Below are 16,102 nucleotides of genomic sequence, written 5' to 3' on the forward strand. Positions count from 1 at the left end.
TATTATAGGAGCTTTGTTAAATAAAGACAAATAAGTTTGGTTATAAGGGTCCCAGATAGCCAAGCCTCTTAGACCTTGATAAAATAATCATGTAGTAAAAAACAATCAAAAAACGGCCCGTGGCCAAGTAAAGGATGGTTATGATGAATGAGACTTGGTATCAAGACCCCTATCCAGGAAAGTCCCGTAAATGGTTGGTTATTTTTAGTATTATCGCTTATTTTGTTGGTGAAACCATCATCCAGGGCCTAACCTTATTCTTTCTAGGCTCCAAGCAAAATATTGACTCGGCTATGGATGTCCTGCTCTTGTTAAATTCCTATCCCACAATCTATATTATCTTAGATATCATCTGGATTGCTCTCTTTATATGGGGATTGAGTGCTGGTGGGCTCAAGTTCTTTAGCCGGCAGAAAGTGACCAGCAAGTTTTTCTTTGACGTCTTAATTGGAGTGGTCTTAATCTTTGCCTTTCAATGGTTGATTGGAGGCTTGACCCAATGTCTCTATCCCGAACAGGTTGATTCAGTGAACCAGACCATTTTGCTGAACTCGGCTAACCAGATGCCCAATTGGAAGATCTTCCTTTGCTTCTGTATCCTACCGGCGATTAGTGAAGAGATTCTGACCCGGGGCCTAATCATGCGCTACTTTGTTCCTAAGCACCCTTTCTTGGGGATGGTTTTAGCGGCCGCTTTCTTTGCTACCCTCCACGCGTCAAATCTTTGGATTCATTGGCTGGGTTACTATGCCATGGGGATGGCGCTGGCTTGGACTTATTACCGGACCGGGCGGATCGAAGCCGCAATGACGGTTCACTTTATCAATAACTTTATTGCGACGATCCCCATGTACCTGTCTTAGTTATTTGCGAATGAATTGAGGGAGAACCGGCTTTTGGGCCGGTTCTTACTATATAAAGGGAGACTTGGTTGCGGACTGCCTATTGACGGGCTAGGAAAAATGTTTTTTAATGGATGCAGGAATGAGCTTAGGCATAAAGAGTACAAGGAGCGAATGTGATATGAATGAATGGTTACCAGAAGGGAAGCTATCGCTGGTGTCCACCAATTTCTTTCAAAGAAAGGCCCCGCTGTTGTGGGCCTGGCGAGAAGCCCCCGCATTAACAAATGATAGCGGCTGGCGTTTTTTAAGCCAGGCAGATACCACCACTTCTCTGAAGCATTCCCAGGCCAAACTAGTTAGCTATGAACAAGTCCTAGCCCTTGAGCCTGCCATTGCTTTTATTTACCGTTATCCTCTGGGAGCCGACATGCAGTTCTCTACCAAGACCACCCCACCTCACTTTGTCTACAATGATAGCTATGAGAGGGTACGTCCTATTCCAGCTAACGCAGATTATCCGATCGAGGACCCGGTCTTCAAACGTCACTTTCCTTCCTTTGTTCAGTCCTATCAGGGAGATAAGACTGGGTTAAGCTGGTCCTATCAGTTATCTCAGGAAGAACTGGCCCAGCTCAACCACTTAAATAGCGAACTTGTTACTTTCTTTAATCTTTGTTTGGGCCAAACAGATACTTTAGATAATGACTTGGACTACTATTTACTTGTTGGCCTGTCCTTAGGTTTCCTACATATTAGTGATGAAGCGAGACCTGTTGACCATTGGCAGGATAATGTCAATAATGTGATCGCCAATGCCCTCTTTACTCGCTTTTCATATCCTTTAGAAAAGGGCAAGCAGGTCGTCTTACAATTTCTAAGCGACCGCAAAAGTTCTCCAGTTGCCCAACAAATTCACCTTTATGGGGAGCAGATGCGCCTGTGGTACCAAGCCAATCAAAAGCAGCGGATCCAAGGAGAATACCAGGGTTTGCGAAATCATTATATAAAAGATTAAAAAAGCTCTTGTCAAACCTCATAAGCTGTGATAATATTTTACTCGTGCCTTTCTTCCAGGAAATACAACTTCCAGGGCGAAGGCAAAAGATTTAAAAAACTTGTTGACATCCTGATGAAAACAAGATATACTAATTTAGTTGTTTCTTTTAAAAGACAACCAAATATAATTTGTAAGCTGAGTGCTTCAAAAAATATTTAAAAAACATGTTGACATAAACATCATCATGTGATACTATATAATAGTTGTCAAAAGGACAGCGGTTATAAATTATAGACCTTTGAAAACTGAACAAAGAAGACGAACCAAATGTGTAGGGCATCAACATTTTGTTGATGAACCAACAATTCAAACAATAAGTCTAGACGAGACTATAACTAGTCAGCAAACAAATGAGCTATTCAACGCTCATGATTCTTTCATGAGAGTTTGATCCTGGCTCAGGACGAACGCTGGCGGCGTGCCTAATACATGCAAGTCGAGCGAACCGAAGAAGTGCTTGCACTTCTGACGTTAGCGGCGGACGGGTGAGTAACACGTAAGGAACCTACCGATAAGCGGGGGACAACATCCGGAAACGGGTGCTAATACCGCATAGGAAACACCACCTCATGGTGGTGTTTGGAAAGACGGCTTTGCTGTCACTTATCGATGGCCTTGCGGTGCATTAGCTCGTTGGTGGGGTAACGGCCTACCAAGGCAATGATGCATAGCCGACCTGAGAGGGTAATCGGCCACATTGGGACTGAGACACGGCCCAAACTCCTACGGGAGGCAGCAGTAGGGAATCTTCCGCAATGGGCGCAAGCCTGACGGAGCAACGCCGCGTGAGTGAAGAAGGTTTTCGGATCGTAAAGCTCTGTTGTAAGAGAAGAACAAATTGGAGAGTAACTGCTCCAGTCTTGACGGTATCTTACCAGAAAGCCACGGCTAACTACGTGCCAGCAGCCGCGGTAATACGTAGGTGGCAAGCGTTGTCCGGATTTATTGGGCGTAAAGGGGGCGCAGGCGGTTTCTTAAGTCTGATGTGAAAGCCCACGGCTTAACCGTGGAAGTGCATTGGAAACTGGGGAACTTGAGTACAGAAGAGGAAAGTGGAACTCCATGTGTAGCGGTGGAATGCGTAGATATATGGAAGAACACCAGTGGCGAAGGCGACTTTCTGGTCTGTCACTGACGCTGAGGCCCGAAAGCGTGGGTAGCAAACAGGATTAGATACCCTGGTAGTCCACGCCGTAAACGATGAGTGCTAGGTGTTGGAGGGTTTCCACCCTTCAGTGCCGGAGTTAACGCATTAAGCACTCCGCCTGGGGAGTACGGCCGCAAGGCTGAAACTCAAAGGAATTGACGGGGACCCGCACAAGCGGTGGAGCATGTGGTTTAATTCGAAGCAACGCGAAGAACCTTACCAAGTCTTGACATCCTTTGACCACTCTAGAGATAGAGCTTTCCCTTCGGGGACAAAGTGACAGGTGGTGCATGGTTGTCGTCAGCTCGTGTCGTGAGATGTTGGGTTAAGTCCCGCAACGAGCGCAACCCTTATTGTTAGTTGCCAGCATTGAGTTGGGCACTCTAGCGAGACTGCCGGTGACAAACCGGAGGAAGGCGGGGATGACGTCAAATCATCATGCCCCTTATGACTTGGGCTACACACGTGCTACAATGGATGGTACAACGAGCAGCGACCTTGTGAAAGCAAGCGAATCTCTTAAAGCCATTCTCAGTTCGGATTGTAGTCTGCAACTCGACTACATGAAGCCGGAATCGCTAGTAATCGCGGATCAGCACGCCGCGGTGAATACGTTCCCGGGTCTTGTACACACCGCCCGTCACACCACGAGAGTTTGTAACACCTGAAGTCGGTGAGGTAACCTTTGGAGCCAGCCGCCGAAGGTGGGACAGATGATTGGGGTGAAGTCGTAACAAGGTAGCCGTAGGTGAACCTGCGGCTGGATCACCTCCTTTCTAAGGATATATTCGGAATACATATTTGAGTCTTCTTTGTTTAGTTTTGAGAGGTCTATCCACATGGTTGATGGATTTAACCGGGCCTGTAGCTCAGCTGGTTAGAGCGCACCCCTGATAAGGGTGAGGTCGATGGTTCGAGTCCATTCAGGCCCATTACATGTTTATTATAGGACCATAACTCATACCCGGGGGATTAGCTCAGCTGGGAGAGCGCCTGCTTTGCAAGCAGGAGGTCAGCGGTTCGATCCCGCTATCCTCCATTGCAACGGAAACGTTGCAGATTGTTCTTTGAAAACTGAATACTATCATAACATTCCGCATTTCTATTTTTTGCGAGATAGAAATGTCAATAAACCAATTTTACCAAGCGTAAAAACCGAAAAAGAAAGAGTTTTAAAACTTTTCGCATCATACAACTTAACCGGTGGTTAAGTGAATAAGGGCGTACGGTGAATGCCTTGGCACTAGGAGCCGATGAAGGACGGGACGAACACCGATATGCTTCGGGGAGCTGTAAGTAAGCTTTGATCCGGAGATTTCCGAATGGGGAAACCTCATTGTTTTTATCGACAATGGTCCACGCAGTGAACACATAGCTGAGTGGAAGGTAGACGTGGTGAACTGAAACATCTCAGTAGCCACAGGAAGAGAAAGAAAAATCGATTTCCCGAGTAGCGGCGAGCGAAACGGAAAGAGGCCAAACCAGCGTGCTTGCATGCTGGGGTTGTAGGACTGATGGACGGGAGTGAATGAGCTAGTCGAACGCCATGGAAAGGGCGATCAGAGAGGGTGACAATCCCGTAGGCGAAAGCTCAGCCACCTCATTCAGTATCCTGAGTACGGCGGTACACGTGAAATTCCGTCGGAATCCGCCAGGACCATCTGGCAAGCCTAAATACTCCCTAGTGACCGATAGTGAACCAGTACCGTGAGGGAAAGGTGAAAAGCACCCCGGAAGGGGAGTGAAAGAGTACCTGAAACCGTATGCCTACAAGCAGTCAGAGCCCGTTAAGGGGTGATGGCGTACTTTTTGTAGAACGGACCGGCGAGTGACGATAGCAAGCAAGGTTAAGCTGAAGAAGCGGAGCCACAGCGAAAGCGAGTCTGAAGAGGGCGTTGAGTTTGTTGTCGTCGACCCGAAACCAAGTGATCTACTCATGTCCAGGCTGAAGGTGTGGTAAAACACACTGGAGGGCCGAACCCACGTCTGTTGAAAAAGGCGGGGATGAGGTGTGGGTAGCGGTGAAATTCCAATCGAACTTGGAGATAGCTGGTTCTCTCCGAAATAGCTTTAGGGCTAGCCTCGGATGATGACTATTGGAGGTAGAGCACTGTTTGATCGAGGGGTCCATCCTGGATTACCGACATCTGATAAACTCCGAATGCCAAATAGTTTAGTCCGGGAGTCAGACTGCGAGTGATAAGATCCGTAGTCGAAAGGGAAAGAGCCCAGACCACCAGCTAAGGTCCCAAAGTTTCAGTTAAGTGGAAAAGGATGTGGGGTTGCTTAGACAACTAGGATGTTGGCTTAGAAGCAGCCATCATTGAAAGAGTGCGTAATAGCTCACTAGTCGAGTGACCCTGCGCCGAAAATGTACCGGGGCTAAACTGAACACCGAAGCTGTGGATCCGTAGGATGGTAGGAGAGCGTTCTATAGGCAGAGAAGCATGATCGTGAGGACATGTGGAGCGTATAGAAGTGAGAATGCCGGTATGAGTAGCGAAAGACGGGTGAGAATCCCGTCCACCGAATGACTAAGGTTTCCTGGGGAAGGCTCGTCCTCCCAGGGTTAGTCGGGACCTAAGCCGAGACCGAAAGGGATAGGCGATGGACAACAGGTTGAGATTCCTGTACTTGTTTGATTTGTTTGAGCGATGGAAGGACACAGAAGGCTAAGCGGAGCGCGGAGATGGAAAAACGCGTCCAAGCAATGAGTGAGAAGGTGAGTGAAAGGCTTGCCTCAGATTTCATGAGTTGTGACGGGGAGGGAAGTTTAGTACCGAAGCCGCCGACGTCACGCTGTCAAGAAAAGTTTCTAGTGAGAATCAAACAACCCGTACCGCAAACCGACACAGGTAGTCGAGTGGAGAACACTAAGGTGAGCGAGCGAACTCTCGTTAAGGAACTCGGCAAAATGACCCCGTAACTTCGGGAGAAGGGGTGCTGACCGCAAGGTCAGCCGCAGTGAATAGGCCCAAGCGACTGTTTATCAAAAACATAGGTCTCTGCCAAATCGAAAGATGATGTATAGAGGCTGACGCCTGCCCGGTGCTGGAAGGTTAAGAGGAAGGGTTAGCCCTCGGGCGAAGCTCTGAATTGAAGCCCCAGTAAACGGCGGCCGTAACTATAACGGTCCTAAGGTAGCGAAATTCCTTGTCAGGTAAGTTCTGACCCGCACGAAAGGCGTAACGATTTGGGCACTGTCTCAACGAGAGGCTCGGTGAAATTGTAGTACCAGTGAAGATGCTGGTTACCCGCGACAGGACGGAAAGACCCCATGGAGCTTTACTGTAGGTTGATATTGAATGTTTGTGCCACATGTACAGGATAGGTAGGAGCCATCGAAGTCGGGACGCTAGTCTCGATGGAGGCACTGGTGGGATACTACCCTTGTGGGATGACCATTCTAACCCGCGACCATTAGCTGGTCGGGAGACAGTGTCAGTCAGGCAGTTTGACTGGGGCGGTCGCCTCCTAAAGTGTAACGGAGGCGCCCAAAGGTTCCCTCAGAATGGTTGGAAATCATTCGCAGAGTGTAAAGGCAGAAGGGAGCTTGACTGCGAGACCTACAAGTCGAGCAGGGACGAAAGTCGGGCTTAGTGATCCGGTGGTTCCGCATGGAAGGGCCATCGCTCAACGGATAAAAGCTACCCTGGGGATAACAGGCTTATCTCCCCCAAGAGTTCACATCGACGGGGAGGTTTGGCACCTCGATGTCGGCTCATCGCATCCTGGGGCTGAAGTCGGTCCCAAGGGTTGGGCTGTTCGCCCATTAAAGCGGTACGCGAGCTGGGTTCAGAACGTCGTGAGACAGTTCGGTCCCTATCCGTCGCGGGCGTTGGAAATTTGAGAGGAGCTGTCCTTAGTACGAGAGGACCGGGATGGACACACCGCTGGTGTACCAGTTGTTCCACCAGGAGCATGGCTGGGTAGCTATGTGTGGACGGGATAAGCGCTGAAAGCATCTAAGCGTGAAGCCCCCCTCAAGATGAGATTTCCCATACTTTTAAAGTAGTAAGACCCCTGAAAGACGATCAGGTTGATAGGTTTGGAGTGGAAGCTTAGCAATAAGTGGAGCGGACAAATACTAATCGGTCGAGGACTTATCCAAAGGATAAGGTTGTATGAGGTTTAAGGAAGGCATGATAGATTCAGTTTTGAGCGAACAAGCTCAAAAAAATAAATTGTACGGTGACGATGGCAAGAAGGACCCACCTGTATCCATCCCGAACACAGCAGTTAAGCTTCTTAGCGCCGAATGTAGTTGGGGGTTGCCCCCTGTGAGACTAGGACGTTGCCGTGCAATCTTATTTTATTCCGCAATAGCTCAGTTGGTAGTAGCGCTTGACTGTTAATCAAGATGTCGTAGGTTCGAGTCCTACTTGCGGAGTTATTTTTTAGGAATATTTTTGCTGCTGTAGCTCAGTTGGTAGAGCGTCGCCTTGGTAAGGCGGAGGTCACGGGTTCGAATCCCGTCAGTAGCTTTTTTTATTGCTTATATAATCGTTTTAAATGACTTAGTAAGGGAGAATGTTTTCGTTGACATTCTCTTTTTTTATTGATTAAAAAGGAAATGATCGCTTATGGCGAACAGCTGTGTTCTGTTATTCTTAGGCAAAAACCGTCTCTAGCATGGTATGATGATAGGAAAGATGTGAAGGAGTCTGTATATATGGAACATATTGAAACCTACCTTGCTCAGCTTGGTAACCGCAGCGATCAACGCACTGGAGCCGTTAATACACCAATTTATTTAAGTACTGCCTACGCTCACCCGGGTTTGGGTGAGTCAACCGGATTCGATTATTCACGGACAGCCAATCCCACTCGAAATATCCTACAAGAGGGGATTAAAAATTTAGAAGCGGGCGACTATGGTTTTGCCACGAGTTCAGGGATGGCAGCCATCCAACTCGTCATTGAAGGACTTTTAGAAGCGGGCGACCATGTTGTCACCTTGCAAGACTTATATGGAGGCACCTACCGCTACTTCCATGCCTTAGAAGAACGGGGCCAATATCGCTTTACTTACTGTTTAAGCGCAGAAGAAATTGACCAGGCCTTAAATGATGATATTAAATTAGTCTTCATTGAAACGCCAACCAATCCAATGATGACGGAATTCGATATCCAAGCCATCGCTGATAAGGCGCATGCTGTGGGGGCCTTGGTTGTTGTTGATAATACCTTCTATACCCCTGTCTTACAGCAACCTCTCCGCCAAGGGGCAGATATTGTAGTTCATTCTGCCACCAAGTATCTTGCTGGACATAATGATGTTTTAGCTGGCTTGGTAGCCTGTAGGGGCGAAGCCATTGGTGAAGCTCTAGCCTTCCAGTTAAATACCACAGGGGCAACTTTAGGTCCAATCGATTGTTGGTTAACCATTCGTGGGCTCAAAACTTTAGCCTTACGGATGAACCAACACCAGTCTAATGCCCAAGCCATTGTTGACTACTTAAAAACCGAGTCCTTAGTTTCCCAAGTCTTCTATACCGGTAAAGGCGGCATGGTAACCTTTGAAATGGCCGACCAAAGTAAAATCAATGACTGGTTACATGCCGTAAAAATATTTACCTTTGCAGAAAGTTTGGGTGGGGTAGAGAGTTTAGTCACTTATCCAAAGACCCAGACCCATGCCGATATCCCAGAAGAATTACGGCTTAAATATGGCCTCAATGATGGGATTGTCCGCTTGTCAGTGGGCATTGAAAATGGCCAAGACTTAGTCAAGGACCTAAGGAATGCATTTGATCAGATACGTTAGTTAATTATTGATAAAAGAGGAATCCATATGAATTTTCAAAAATTAAAATATGCCGTGGTAGTTGCCAACAGTGGTTCCTTTCGTGAAGCTAGCCGTCGCTTGTATATGGCACAATCTAGTTTGTCTACCGCGATTAAGGAATTAGAGGAAGAGTACCAAATTCAAATTTTTGAGCGTACTAAGCGGGGAGTATTCATTACCAATGAGGGCAGCGAGTTCCTCTCTTACGCCGAGGATATTCTCTCACAGGTTGAAACTTTAGAGAACCGCTATTTGGAAGATAATGAGCGGCGCTTGTTTTCTGTCTCAGGTCAGCATTATGACTTTGCTTGTGAGGCATTTAGCCAATTAATTGCTGAAGAGAGCGGGAATGGTTGGGATTTTCGTTTTTTGGAAACGTCAACCAGTCAAGTCTTAGAAGATGTCAAACGGTCTTATTCTGAGCTAGGGCTCTTATACATGAATGATAAAAACCAGCGGGTCATCGAACAATACCTCAACCGCTATGAGTTGGTCTTTCATCAATTGGGGAACTTCTACCCCCATGCCTTTGTAGGGACTAAGCACCCTTTGGCTGACCGTGACCAGGTGTCTTTAGAAGAATTGAGCCAGTACCCCGTGATTAAATTTGAACAAAGCCGGGGCTCTTCCATGCAATTTACCGAAGAATCTTTGGAGCCTGATTTTGAAGGACAAGAGGTTGTTTATGCTTCTGACCGGGCTACTGTTATTAATGTTTTAGCCAATACTCAGGCTTATTTGATTGGGTCCGGCCTAGTGACTTCCCCCTTTGCTGATTTAGAACGCATCATTCCTATCGAGGGGCAGGATAATAAGCCCAATAAAATTGGTTACATCGAAGCCCGCTATCGGAAAACTTCCCCCTTTGCTAAGCGTTACATCACCTTATTAGAAAATATGGTGAATTCATGATATTCTGATCTTAGTGAGTGACAGTGTAAGCATTATAAAGAGAGTGGGGCTTTGTCTCAGTCTCTAAGTAAACCACTAGGAAATGAGGAATGATTATGTCTTACGAAATTAAACAAGACGGTAATGCTTTTGTTATTGAAGGTGAAGATGGCCAAAGAATTGGCGAAATTACGTGGAGTCCGGCAGACCAATTTGTGATTGCTGACCACACTTGGACCCATCCTTCTCTTAGAGGAAAGGGAGTGGCTGGTCAGTTACTCGATCACTTAGTGGACTACATGAAGCAGGAAGATAAATACATCTTAGCCAGCTGCCCTTATGTGGTAGAAAAATTTAAACGCCAACCCCAAAAATACGACTTTATTAACTACCATAAACAAGTTCAAGATAAAGACTAATTCAGTTAGGATTAATCACTACTTTCTTTACACTTTATGAGAATGAGCCTACAATAGGGATAGTAACCTTTGACAAACCAACAAATGGAGGGGTATAGCGGATGAAAGCAATGATCTTATTAAGTAAGAATTATGAAGAAACCGAAGCAGTCGCAGTGATTGACATTTTACGTCGGGCTGAAATCGACATTGACGTGGTGGCTACTGAAGGTGACCTTGATACGGTGGGAGATCACAATATCACTATCCGAGCGGACTATCTCTTAGAAGATATTAAGGGAGCGGACTATGATATCTTGATCACCCCTGGTGGAGTTGGAGGGACCAATGCCCTTAGAGAAAACGATAAAGTTATCGACCTCCTCAAGGAACAATACCAATCAGATTCTAGTTATATTGCCAGCATCTGTGCGTCACCAAGAGTCTTAGATAAGGCTGGCATTTCCCAAGAAATTCGTGGGACTATTTTCCCAGCCCTTAGTGACCAAGTGACCTTTAAGGAATATGTGGCTGACGAGATTGTCGTTAATGACCAAGACCACCAAGTGATTACCTCACAAGGCCCAGCGACGGCTTATTACTTTGCCCTAGAAATTGTCCGGCAATTGAAGGGCCAAGAAGTCCATGACCAAGTGGCTAAGGCGCTCTTAATTCCTAATGTTGAAGCTGCGGTTAAGGCTTAATGTTTATTTATTTACTAAAAGCGCTGGTAAGATTTTACCAGCGTTTTATTTCGCCTGCCTTACCGCCGTCTTGCCGTTACTATCCCACTTGCTCGACTTATATGCTTAGAGCTCTAGAAAAGCATGGCTTTTTCAAGGGGACGCTGATGGGGCTGGCCCGAATTCTACGCTGTCAGCCCTATGCCCGCGGTGGCGTCGACCCAGTTCCTGATCATTTCAGCCTCAAACGCAATGACCAAGAAGTCAGCCCTAAAGAACGCCAAGCCTTAGCCAGATTAAGTAAGAAATGATAAAAAAGCTATTTAACAAATAGAATCTAAGAGCATTCGTTCCGCTTTTGAATTAGCTCGTTGAAGAGCCATGGCATCGGCTCGGGCCGAGGTCCCTCACCTAGCGAGCTTCAAACGGATCGTACGGCTGGAACCTACGATCCGTAATTCACATCGCTTGCTTTTTCATGGCTAACGACTAAATTCAAAGCTCCCCTACTGCTCAGATTGGTTTAATAGCTAGCTGTCAGAGATAAATAAGTTAGTAAACAAATTTCAAATTTTAACTTATACTTGTACTAATTTAACGAATTTATATTTAATTACTTGTGAAAGGTTAAAGACCCTAAAAAAGGAGTCCCCTCATTGAGGACTCCTTTTATGATGAAATCTATTATTCTTCTACCCCGTAAATGTCGGCGACTTTGTCAGCGATGCGTTGGGCATAGGTCAAGGCTAGGTCATCACTTTGGGCTTCGACCATGACCCGAAGTAAGTTTTCGGTACCGCTAGGACGGACTAAGACCCGACCTTCTTCCCCTAATTCACTTTCAACTGCATCAATTTCTGCTTTGACGTCCGCATTGTTCATGGCTTCTTCCTTGCCGGCGCGGGTCACTTTGACATTGATGAGCTCTTGAGGATAGGTAGGCATTTCATCAGCTAATTCGCTGAGTTTCTTCCCGGATTGTTTGAGGACGAAGAGCAACTGAATGGCGGTTAAGAGGCCGTCACCGGTCGTGTTGTGGTTCATAAAGATAACGTGTCCGGATTGTTCGCCACCTAGGGTATAATCGCCCTTACGCATTTCTTCAACTACATAACGGTCACCTACCTTGGTGACCTTATCATTCATCCCTGCAGCTTCAACGGCCTTATGGAAGCCTAAATTGGACATGACGGTAGCGACAATGGTGTCGTCTTTTAATTTACCATGGTCTTTTAGGTATTTCCCACAGATGTACATGATGTGGTCGCCGTCCACTAAACGGCCCTTGTCATCAACAGCAATGCAGCGGTCAGCGTCCCCATCAAAGGCAACCCCAGCGTCAGCCCCTTGTTCGAGAACCAGTTTTTGGAGTTCACCAGGATGGGTAGACCCGCAGTCATCGTTAATGTTTAGGCCATCAGGACGGGTAGCTCGTGCATAGAAGTCTGCATTTAAATCAGCAAAGAGACGGTTGACTAAAGGTGCAGCGGAACCATTAGCGGCGTCAATACATAGTTTTAAGCCGGATAAATCATTGCTAATGGTGGTTTGGAGAAATTCGAGGTACTTGGCTACCCCTTCTGGATACTCACTGACCGTACCTAAGCCTTGGGCGCTAGGACGAGGTAAGCTGTCCTCTTCTTGGTCTAAGTAGTATTCAATTTCAGCTTCTTGGTCATCCGATAATTTAAAGCCGTCACTACCAAAGAATTTGATGCCGTTATCCTTGGCCGGATTGTGGCTGGCTGAGATCATTACCCCAGCAGTTACCCCAGTAGTCCGGGTGAGATAAGCGACAGCTGGTGTGGTGATGACGCCTAGTTGTAACACTTCAATGCCGACAGATAACAGCCCTGAAATTAAGGCGTGTTCTAATAACTGACCAGAAATCCGTGTATCGCGTGCAACGAGGACACGGGGATGTTCTTGTTCTTCCTTGGCGTGTTGGAGCAAGACATAGCCACCAAAGCGACCTAATTTAAAGGCCAGTTCAGGGGTAAGTTCCTTATTGGCTTCTCCGCGAACACCGTCAGTTCCAAAATATTTTAACATGATATACTCCTTTGATTTACCAATCTTATTAACAATTCAATATACTACCACGATTTCAAGTCTTTGCCAAATTAGGGTGAACTAGATTTAGCCTCTGCTTGACTGCTAGATTCCCTTTGCCGGTTAGTGGCTGGTTGGCTTTCATCCTTGCTGGTCTCCTGCCTTGCTTGGCTAGAAGAATCACTAGAGGCTTCACTTCTTTGGCCGCTGTTTTTGGGCCGGGCGGTAACGGTTAGGGTAATGGATTCAGGCTCCATAGCTTCAACATTATCGGGGCGTTCTAGAGCCACTTGGACCCGTTGACTCTGGGTGATTCCGCTAACGTCAATATGACCGACTACCGCTTGGATAGCGGCAAGGGCTTTCTCATCGCCAAAGAGGGTTACTTGCCGGGTGGACCAGTTACTTAAGTCATAAGTGTAGTCATCATTGGGATTATCGAGGTCGATTTGGATAGGTACTGAGCTCCCCTGCTTACCGATGGCAATATCGACGCCAACTTGACTTGGGTTGGCGGTAATGTTTAAGATATTACCTTCGCGATCCTTAACAATGACCCGTCCACTGCCGTGGTAGTCGGAATTGGTATTGTTAGGGAGGCTGACGTCGACACTCACTGAGGAAATCTTGCTGAGGCTTTCAGCTGAACCTGTCAAGGTGACTTCTGCCGGAGTGGCCTTGGTTGCATGAATTTCATAACCCGGGGCCAAGTTGGTCGGATTAACATGGATTTCTACCGGGTATTTTTGACTTTGCAGTTGAGCAATATTGATTTCCACACTGGAAGGTGAGATTCGATAATTGAGGTCTTTAGAAATATTAGTCATGGTGAGTTGCACATAGTGTGACCCTTCGCCGAGTTCTTCCAGGTTTTCAGTCACGACCTTAAATTCTCGGGCTTGAAGGGTTTGGTCGATGATATTACTTGGACCTGAAATTTCCACAGAGACGGTTTCAGGGAGGCCAGTAATATAGTAGTCATCCACGTCGCCACTCACATAAACGGGGACGTCGGAGATGGTTTCTGACTTGGTTTCACTGATATTAGTGAAGAAACTGACCGGGTTATTATTATAGCGTTCCGCTTTGACAAAGATAAAGAGGAAAAGCGCTAATAAGAGTGAGAAAAAAATCATAGCGGCTTTATTTTCATAGAGCTTATTCATCTTTGTCACCTCCATTTTTCTTTTGGAAGATATTCTTCAAGAAGTGGTTGCCTTCGATGATGGAATCGCCGTCTTCACTCTCAGCAAAATGTTGGCGGAGTGTTTCGCGGATTTCTTCTTCAGAAAGGTCGCGCATAATTTTTCCTTTATAGGTGAGGGAAATGTCACCGGTCTCTTCAGAAACCACCACCACTACCGCATCGGTGACTTCACTGAGGCCAACCGCAGCCCGGTGGCGGGTGCCTAGTTCCTTAGGAATTTCGGGGTTTTCCGATAGGGGGAGGAAGCTGGCTGCTGAGCTAATCTTCATATCTTGGATCACCACTGACCCGTCATGGAGCGGTGTATTGGGAATGAAGATATTAATGAGGAGTTGTTCAGTAATATCCGCATCCAATTTGATTCCCGTGTTGGCATATTCGGTAAGCGATTGGGTATCTTCAATGGAAATTAAAGCGCCGATTCGTCGCTTAGCCATGTACTGGCAAGCCCGGATAATTTCTTCAATCATTTGCTCAACGGGGTCATTTTGGGTATTTCGTAAGTTTCTCATTCGTAAGCTTTGGCCGAGGTGGTCGAGGCCGTTTCTAATTTCCGGTTGGAAAATAATAATAATCCCGATGACTGACCACTGGATAATACTATTCATGATCCAGTCGATGGTTTCTAATTGAAAAACGGTCGAAACCATTTTAAAAAGTAAAAAGATAATGATGCCATTAAAGATATTGACTGCCCGCGTGCCCCGGATTAACTTGAGCAACTGATAGATGATGAGCCAAACAATCAAGATATCGATCAGGTCAAAGGCATGTGACCAGCTGAAAATTGAATCCCAATCCATCGTTTTCCCTCCTATTAGTGATGTTTTAAATTCATTAATAAGTATACCATAGACACTGTCTGACCAGGCTTTAGGTCTTTCTTAAATTATGGATAGTGGTGAGAGAATAGATGGAGGGGTGCTGGCTTAAAAATAGCCGAAAAACGAAAATTTTATGATAAATGAAAAAAATCGCCAATAACCCTTGCATTTTATAGGGAAATGGTGGTATATTAATTGAGTACTGATTTGGAGGGATAGCGAAGCGGCCAAACGCAGCGGACTGTAAATCCGTTCCTTCGGGTTCAGAGGTTCGAATCCTCTTCCCTCCATTTCTAATCATATTGGGGTATCGCCAAGCGGTAAGGCAACAGACTTTGACTCTGTCATGCGTTGGTTCGAATCCAGCTACCCCAGTTAAGTGAGACTGTACGAGTACGTGCAGTCTCTTTTTTTTGACTTTCAGTTGACGGAGAGAAGGCATGCTCAGCGATAGTAATTCCTGAATAAGCACAAAAAACTCCCTTAGTCCTTTCCAAATAGAGAAAGAACTGAGGGAGTTTTTGTGTTATTTGATTGGAAAACGGGGGAATTTATAAGGTAGGTGCTTGTTGAGGTACTTGAGGAAGAGGTAACCCAATTCAAAGTCCATCATCCCATGGAAGAGTGACGATACACCGAAGAGAATGAAGAGGGAGGCCCAGTAACCGTATTGGCCATCCAAACTGGTTAAGCCGGCGGTTACAAAGCAATGGATAACGATCATTTCCCCCAGACCGTGTAAGCTATTAATTCCGGCGTTAAAGAGGGTTCTCTTCCAAGGGTTCAAGACAAATTGGTTGGACCGTTGCAGAGTATAGGCACCCACTAGGGTAAATAAGAGGTGGGAAACTGCCCGGAAGACCACTGGTAAGGGAAAACCTGCCATCAAGAAACCAAATGAGGTTGCTAGGGCCACAAATGCGGCTGAGGCTGGTGAAATAAAGAGTGCCATATCAATGGCGATATGAGAGCCCAGGGTCCAGGAAAAGGGACCAAAAGCGATTTTAATGGGACTAATCATAGGGATAATGATACCGATGGCTGTTAGTAAGGCTACGGTAGTCATTTTGCCCGTATTTTTTTTGCTAACTGAAATACTTTCTTTCATTGTAATCCTCCTTGAACAATGAGTCCTAATATAATCGATATAAAAGCAAATAATGGTAAAAATTAAAAATTATCATAAGCTTAGCCCTTATTTTTGTCAAGT

Annotated in this window: 11 protein-coding genes, 6 tRNA genes and 3 rRNA genes; 16 read left to right on the forward strand and 4 right to left on the reverse strand. The window is 46.1% G+C overall.

Annotated features, from left to right (window positions below; translation table 11 throughout):
- Positions 1-143: 143 nt before the first annotated feature.
- From HMPREF9243_RS09665 to yidD, 14 genes are all read left to right on the forward strand, one after another.
- Positions 144-863 carry a CPBP family intramembrane glutamic endopeptidase gene (locus tag HMPREF9243_RS09665; protein WP_013669852.1) on the forward strand — a complete coding sequence of 240 codons (720 nt, stop codon included), beginning with the start codon at positions 144-146 and terminating at the stop codon, positions 861-863.
- A 160-nt stretch (positions 864-1,023) separates the two neighbouring features.
- Positions 1,024-1,860, forward strand: coding sequence for a DUF2185 domain-containing protein (locus tag HMPREF9243_RS09670; RefSeq protein WP_013669510.1), 837 nt, complete (start codon positions 1,024-1,026; stop codon positions 1,858-1,860).
- Positions 1,861-2,277: 417 nt separating this feature from the next.
- Positions 2,278-3,825, forward strand: a 16S ribosomal RNA gene (locus HMPREF9243_RS00250).
- Positions 3,826-3,907: 82 nt separating this feature from the next.
- Positions 3,908-3,981: transfer RNA gene (locus tag HMPREF9243_RS00255), tRNA-Ile, on the forward strand.
- A gap of 34 nt (positions 3,982-4,015) precedes the next feature.
- A tRNA-Ala gene (locus tag HMPREF9243_RS00260) sits at positions 4,016-4,088 on the forward strand.
- Between the two features lie 166 nt (positions 4,089-4,254).
- Positions 4,255-7,160: ribosomal RNA gene (locus tag HMPREF9243_RS00265) — 23S ribosomal RNA — on the forward strand.
- A gap of 76 nt (positions 7,161-7,236) precedes the next feature.
- Positions 7,237-7,352: ribosomal RNA gene (rrf, locus tag HMPREF9243_RS00270) — 5S ribosomal RNA — on the forward strand.
- Together the 16S, 23S and 5S rRNA genes with 4 tRNA genes alongside form the textbook arrangement of a ribosomal RNA operon.
- 13 nt (positions 7,353-7,365) lie before the next feature.
- Positions 7,366-7,439: transfer RNA gene (locus HMPREF9243_RS00275), tRNA-Asn, on the forward strand.
- A 21-nt stretch (positions 7,440-7,460) separates the two neighbouring features.
- Positions 7,461-7,533 (forward strand) — tRNA-Thr (locus HMPREF9243_RS00280).
- 188 nt (positions 7,534-7,721) lie between these two features.
- Positions 7,722-8,816, forward strand: a complete 1,095-nt coding sequence (locus HMPREF9243_RS00285) for an aminotransferase class V-fold PLP-dependent enzyme (protein ID WP_013668798.1) — start codon at positions 7,722-7,724, stop codon at positions 8,814-8,816.
- A 27-nt stretch (positions 8,817-8,843) separates the two neighbouring features.
- Positions 8,844-9,749 (forward strand): LysR family transcriptional regulator, encoded by a 906-nt coding sequence (locus HMPREF9243_RS00290; RefSeq protein WP_013669238.1) that lies wholly within the window; start codon positions 8,844-8,846, stop codon positions 9,747-9,749.
- A 95-nt stretch (positions 9,750-9,844) separates the two neighbouring features.
- Entirely contained in the window at positions 9,845-10,147 is a 303-nt protein-coding gene (locus tag HMPREF9243_RS00295) for a GNAT family N-acetyltransferase (RefSeq protein WP_041706343.1), read from the forward strand.
- 101 nt (positions 10,148-10,248) lie between these two features.
- The gene (locus tag HMPREF9243_RS00300; RefSeq protein ID WP_013669017.1) at positions 10,249-10,830 is read left to right on the forward strand and encodes a DJ-1 family glyoxalase III; all 582 of its coding nucleotides are present in this window, start codon (positions 10,249-10,251) and stop codon (positions 10,828-10,830) included.
- Entirely contained in the window at positions 10,830-11,120 is a 291-nt protein-coding gene (gene yidD, locus HMPREF9243_RS00305) for a membrane protein insertion efficiency factor YidD (RefSeq protein WP_041705726.1), read from the forward strand. The genes HMPREF9243_RS00300 and yidD overlap by 1 nt, the downstream gene beginning before the upstream one ends.
- A 373-nt stretch (positions 11,121-11,493) precedes the next feature.
- Here yidD and glmM read toward each other — a convergent pair whose 3' ends face one another.
- The 3 genes from glmM to cdaA form a co-directional block, all read right to left on the reverse strand.
- Positions 11,494-12,861 carry a phosphoglucosamine mutase gene (glmM, locus tag HMPREF9243_RS00310; RefSeq protein ID WP_013668890.1) on the reverse strand — a complete coding sequence of 456 codons (1,368 nt, stop codon included), beginning with the start codon at positions 12,859-12,861 and terminating at the stop codon, positions 11,494-11,496.
- A 71-nt stretch (positions 12,862-12,932) separates the two neighbouring features.
- Entirely contained in the window at positions 12,933-14,027 is a 1,095-nt protein-coding gene (locus tag HMPREF9243_RS00315; RefSeq protein ID WP_013669842.1) for a YbbR-like domain-containing protein, read from the reverse strand.
- On the reverse strand, positions 14,020-14,871 hold the full coding sequence (gene cdaA / locus HMPREF9243_RS00320; RefSeq protein ID WP_013669123.1) for a diadenylate cyclase CdaA: 852 nt from the start codon (positions 14,869-14,871) through the stop codon (positions 14,020-14,022). The genes HMPREF9243_RS00315 and cdaA overlap by 8 nt, the downstream gene beginning before the upstream one ends.
- A 230-nt stretch (positions 14,872-15,101) precedes the next feature.
- Here cdaA and HMPREF9243_RS00325 point away from each other — a divergent pair.
- Positions 15,102-15,182 (forward strand) — tRNA-Tyr (locus tag HMPREF9243_RS00325).
- A 13-nt stretch (positions 15,183-15,195) separates the two neighbouring features.
- Positions 15,196-15,267: transfer RNA gene (locus tag HMPREF9243_RS00330), tRNA-Gln, on the forward strand.
- A gap of 151 nt (positions 15,268-15,418) precedes the next feature.
- Here the strand turns inward: HMPREF9243_RS00330 and HMPREF9243_RS00335 are convergent.
- A complete protein-coding gene (locus HMPREF9243_RS00335) occupies positions 15,419-16,000 on the reverse strand; it encodes a hypothetical protein (protein ID WP_013668868.1) in 582 nt (193 codons plus the stop codon).
- Positions 16,001-16,102 lie beyond the last annotated feature (102 nt).

The sequence above is a fragment of the Aerococcus sp. Group 1 genome (assembly GCF_000193205.1).
Taxonomy (GTDB): Bacteria; Bacillota; Bacilli; order Lactobacillales; family Aerococcaceae; genus Aerococcus; species Aerococcus urinae_A.